The following is a 4,569-nucleotide window of genomic DNA, read 5'->3' on the forward strand; positions in this document are numbered from 1 at the left end:
ACGGTGCGGGAGCCCCAGTGTGTCCGCGTAGAAATGCCGGGCACGCGCCGCATCATCGACTGGCAGGACTGTTGTGGCTTTATTGAGGACAAGGGTCATTTCGCCACCTCCTACAGGGAGAATTTTACGCCGGAGCGGAGCCGAAAGAGCCCGCAATTTAGGCCTCCACCCCGCAGACGCTCCATCACGTATGGCAGCCCCAACGCAGACGCTCCCTCACCAAGTGAGGGAGCGTCTGCATAAAACCCGCCGGACCTGAGGGAGCGTCGGGAGGGGGCTACTTCTCCACGAGGGTCAGGACGTCGTAGGTGGCCACGATCTCATCGTTCTGGTTGGTCAGGACGGCGTCCCAGGCCACCTCGCCGTATTCGTCGGTCTCGCGCGGGGTGATCTTCTTGGCCGTAAGGGTCACCCGGATCGAGTCCCCGGCCGCCACCGGAGTGAGGAACCGCAGGTTTTCGAGGCCGTAGTTCGCCAGGACCGGGCCCGGTGCGGGCTCTACGAACAGCCCGGCGCCCCATGCCAGGAGCAGGTAACCGTGTGCCACGATGCCCGGGAAGAACGGGTTGGCCTCGGCCGCCGCCTGGTTGGTGTGGGCGTAGAAAGTGTCGCCGGTGGAGTTGGCAAACTTGGTGATCTCCTCCAGCGAGACCTCCCGCAGCTCCGAGCGGATGGCGTCCCCGATGTGCAGCGTGGCGAGGGACTTGCGGAACGGGTGCTGGCCCTCGGTGTCGAGGGTGAAGTTGCGGTCCGCGCCGGTGTGCCAGACGCCGGTGACGGCGGTGAGCATGTTGGGCGAGCCCTGGATGGCGGTGCGCTGCATGTGGTGCATGACCGAGCGGATGCCGCCCAGCTCTTCGCCGCCGCCGGCGCGGCCGGGGCCGCCGTGGATCAGGTGCGGAACCGGGGAGCCGTGGCCGGTGGAGCTGCGGGCGTCCTCGCGGTTGAGCATCAGGACGCGGCCGTGGTGGGCTGCGATGCCGGTGACGAGTTCGCGGGCCACCTCGGGGTCGTTGGTGCAGACCGAAGCGACCAGTGAGCCGCCGCCGCGGGCGGCGAGACGGACGGCATCGGCGAGGTCCGTGTAACCGATCACCGAGGAGACCGGGCCGAAGGCCTCGAGCGAGTGGACCTCCTCGGCCTCCGGGTCGGCCCAGCTGAGCAGCACCGGGGACATGAACGCGCCGCCGTCGACGACGCCGATGTTCCCGTCCGCGCTGGTGACCTTCGGGGCGTCGAGGGTGCCGTAGGCGAGCTCGCCGCCGGAGTCGAGCATGGACTGGACGGCGGCGCGCACGTCCGCGAGCTGCTCGAGGGAGGCAAGGGCGCCCATGTTGACGCCCTCGGCGCGGGGGTCACCGAGGACGACGCGTTCGGCGATCCGCGCCCCTACGGCGGCGACGACGTCGGACACCAGGTCCTGCGGCACGATCGCGCGGCGGATCGAGGTACATTTCTGGCCCGCCTTCGAGGTCATCTCGGTGACCAGGGACTTGATGAAGGCATCGAACTCCGGGGTGCCCTTGATGGCGTCCGGGCCCAGGATCGCGGCGTTGAGGGAGTCCGTCTCGGAGGTAAAGCGCACGCCGCCACGGACCACGTTGCGGTGGGACTTGAGGGTGTTGGCGGTGGACGCCGAGCCGGTGAAGGCGACCAGGTCGCGGTAGTCGAGGTGGTCCAGCAGGGTGCGGGCCGAACCGGAGACGAGCTGCAGCGACCCCTCCGGCAGGATTCCGGATTCGTCGATCGCCTTGACCACGGCCGCGGCCACGTAGCCGGTGGGGGTGGCGGGCTTGACGATGGTGGGAACGCCGGCGATAAAGGCCGGGGCGAGCTTCTCCAGCATCCCCCAGACCGGGAAATTGAAGGCGTTGATCTGGACGGCGACGCCGGGGATCCGGGTGTAGATGTGCTCGCCGGCGAAGGAACCGTCCTTGGACAGCACCTCCATCGGGCCGTCCACTACCACCTGGGAGTTGGGCAGCTCGCGCCGGCCCTTGGAGCCGAAAGTGAACAGCACGCCGATGCCGCCGTCGATGTCGACCATCGAGTCGATCTTGGTGGCGCCGGTCTGCGCGGAAAGAGCGTAAAATTCGTCGCGGCGGCCGTTGAGGTACTGCGCCAGCTCCTTGAGCTTGAGGGCGCGCTGGTGGAAGGTCAGCTTGCCCAGTTCCGTCTGGCCGGTGGTGCGGCCGTACTCGACGACGGCGGCCAGGTCCAGTCCCTCGGTGCTCACGCGGGCCAGGAGTTCTCCCGTGCTGGCATCGAGGACGGAGGCGGCGCCGGAGGCTGCGGCGGCGTCGGGGGTCCACCAGGAATTCTTGATGAAACTGGGGACGATCGCGACGGTGCCGACTGAGGGTTTCTGAGCTGTTGCAGTGGTGGTCATCGTTGACGGGTCCTTCCAACGCGGGGCAAGATCACACGGCCAGCGCATTACTGACCGTCCGTTCGGTAATATGTCTACAGTACATGACTGGGCTCTGCGGCACACTAGTAGCGGCAGGACTGACCGGCCGTGACGGGCCAACCCAGGCCAGAACCCAAGAGGAGACGCTATGACGCCCGAGCCCCGCGGTACCGAGCTGTGGAAGATCACCCTCGGCGAACTTGACGAGAAGATGGGCGTCAAGATCGTGGAGGAGTCCGTGGAGCGCGTCGTCGCCACCATGCCGGTGGAAGGCAACCGGCAGTCGTTCGGCCTGCTGCACGGCGGCGCCTCGCTGGCGGTCGGAGAGGCCGTGGGGTCCTGGGCTTCGGTCATCCACGCCAGCACCCTGGGCAAGACCGCAGTGGGGGTGGACGTCTCGGCCACGCACCACAAGTCCGCCCGCGAGGGCCTGGTGACCATCACCGCCACCCCGATCCACCTCGGCGGCACGGTGACCACCCACGAGGTGCTGATCACGAATGAAGCCGGCGAGCGGCTGTGCACGCTGCGGATCACCAACCTGCTGCTGGACCGCAAGGGCTAGGCCCGGCCGGACCCCTGGCAGCTCGCTCGGGTACACCGTCCTCTGCCTCCGGCGTAGGGCCGATCGGCCCGGAGCGCGCGGCACCCCGGCTGTTAGCGTGGAAGGGCTGATTCACCCCCGCACTGCCGGGAGACCGGTCGCACCGGAAGGATCCACCATGCTCTCAGATACCTCAGTTCCCGTCATCAGGGCGACGCTGCCCGTCGTCGGCGAGCACATCGAGGAGATCGCCAAGCGCTTCTACCAACACATGTTCAAGGCCCGGCCGGACCTCCTGGATGGCCTCTTCAACCGTGGAAACCAGGCGGACGGCCGTCAGCAGCAGGCACTCGCCGGGTCGATTGCGGCCTTCGCCGGCATGCTCCTGGACAAGCCGGATGAAGTGCCGGACCATCTGCTTTCCCGGGTGTCCCACAAGCACGTGTCGCTGGGACTGAGCCCGGACCAATACCAGATTGTCCACGACCACCTAATGTGGGCGATCGTGGACGTCCTCGGGGACGCGGTCACCCCGGAGGTCGCCGCCGCCTGGGACGAGGTCTACTGGCTGATGGCGAACCTGCTCATCAACAAGGAACGCGGGCTGTACAACGCCGTTCACCTCGCGCCCGACACTATTTGGCGCACCTGGCGCGTGGCCCGGCGGATCCAGGAAACGGCCGACGTCGTGTCGTTCGTCGTCGAACGCACCGACGAGCGTGACGTCAAGCCGTCCCTGCCGGGGCAGTACGTGACAATCAAGATGACCATGCCCGACGGCGTGCAGCAGCCCCGGCAATACAGCCTCACCAGGGCCGACGACGGTCAGCACCGCCAGTTCGCTGTGAAGCGGGTCCACGGGCTCGCGACTCCCGACGGCGAGATGTCCTCACTGCTCCACAGCGCTGTCCAACTGGGCGACGAGGTGGTGCTCTCGGCCCCCTTCGGCGACGTGGTGATGGAGTACACGGACCGTCCCCTCGTCCTGGCCAGCGCAGGAATCGGGATCACACCCATGGCCGGAATGCTCTCTCACCTGGTGAAGTCCGGGTCCCAACGCCGGGTGATGCTCCTGCATGCCGACGACGGCGAGGAATCGTTTCCGCTCCGGGCGCAGGTCCGGGAAGACCTCGCCGCACTTTCCGACGGAACCCTGACAACCTGGTATCTGAATCCGGATGAGGCCGGCGAGGCGCCCGAATCCCGGTTCTCGGGTTTCATGAACGTCAGCGACGTGGAACTCCCCGAAGACGCCGAGTACTACCTCTGCGGCCCGCTGCCGTTCCTGAAATCGGTCCGGAGCGCGTTGATCTCCGGCGGCGTACCTGCCAAAGACATTCAATACGAGGTTTTCGGGCCGGATCTCTGGCTGGCCGACTTTCAGTGACTGCGGGGGTCTAGCCAACCCGCCGGCGGCGACTGAAGGCAATGAAAGTGGCGCCGAGCAGCAGTGCACCGGCGCCTAGTCCCGCCGCGGGAAGCACGCCGCCGGCGCCGGTGTAGGCCAACACCGCCGGACTGGCCGCTGGCGCCGCCGCCGGCGGGGCGCTTCCAGCCGCCGAAGCCGGCGTGGCGCTGCCAGGGGCGGCCGCTGGCGCTGCCGCCGGCGTGGCGC

3 protein-coding genes and 1 pseudogene are annotated in these 4,569 nt (G+C 67.7%); 2 read left to right on the forward strand and 2 right to left on the reverse strand.

Annotation, left to right across the window (positions count from 1 at the left end; all coding sequences use genetic code 11):
• Window positions 1-277 precede the first annotated feature (277 nt).
• The gene (gene paaZ / locus AB4Y86_RS12865; protein ID WP_441402611.1) at window positions 278-2,389 is read right to left on the reverse strand and encodes a phenylacetic acid degradation bifunctional protein PaaZ; all 2,112 of its coding nucleotides are present in this window, start codon (window positions 2,387-2,389) and stop codon (window positions 278-280) included.
• 169 nt (window positions 2,390-2,558) lie between these two features.
• On the opposite strand from paaZ, the gene AB4Y86_RS12870 reads away from it, so the two are divergent.
• Together AB4Y86_RS12870 and AB4Y86_RS12875 are read left to right on the forward strand one after the other, a co-directional pair.
• The gene (locus tag AB4Y86_RS12870) at window positions 2,559-2,975 is read left to right on the forward strand and encodes a PaaI family thioesterase (RefSeq protein ID WP_441402612.1); all 417 of its coding nucleotides are present in this window, start codon (window positions 2,559-2,561) and stop codon (window positions 2,973-2,975) included.
• A 157-nt stretch (window positions 2,976-3,132) separates the two neighbouring features.
• Window positions 3,133-4,341: a globin domain-containing protein gene (locus AB4Y86_RS12875; protein ID WP_441402613.1), complete on the forward strand. Its 1,209-nt coding sequence runs from the start codon at window positions 3,133-3,135 to the stop codon at window positions 4,339-4,341.
• 10 nt (window positions 4,342-4,351) lie between these two features.
• Here AB4Y86_RS12875 and AB4Y86_RS12880 read toward each other — a convergent pair.
• Window positions 4,352-4,569 (reverse strand): annotated as a pseudogene (locus tag AB4Y86_RS12880) (hypothetical protein); the annotation flags it as partial.

Source organism: Arthrobacter sp. 2YAF22_2 (assembly GCF_052114645.1).
In the GTDB taxonomy this organism is placed as follows: domain Bacteria; phylum Actinomycetota; class Actinomycetes; order Actinomycetales; family Micrococcaceae; genus Arthrobacter.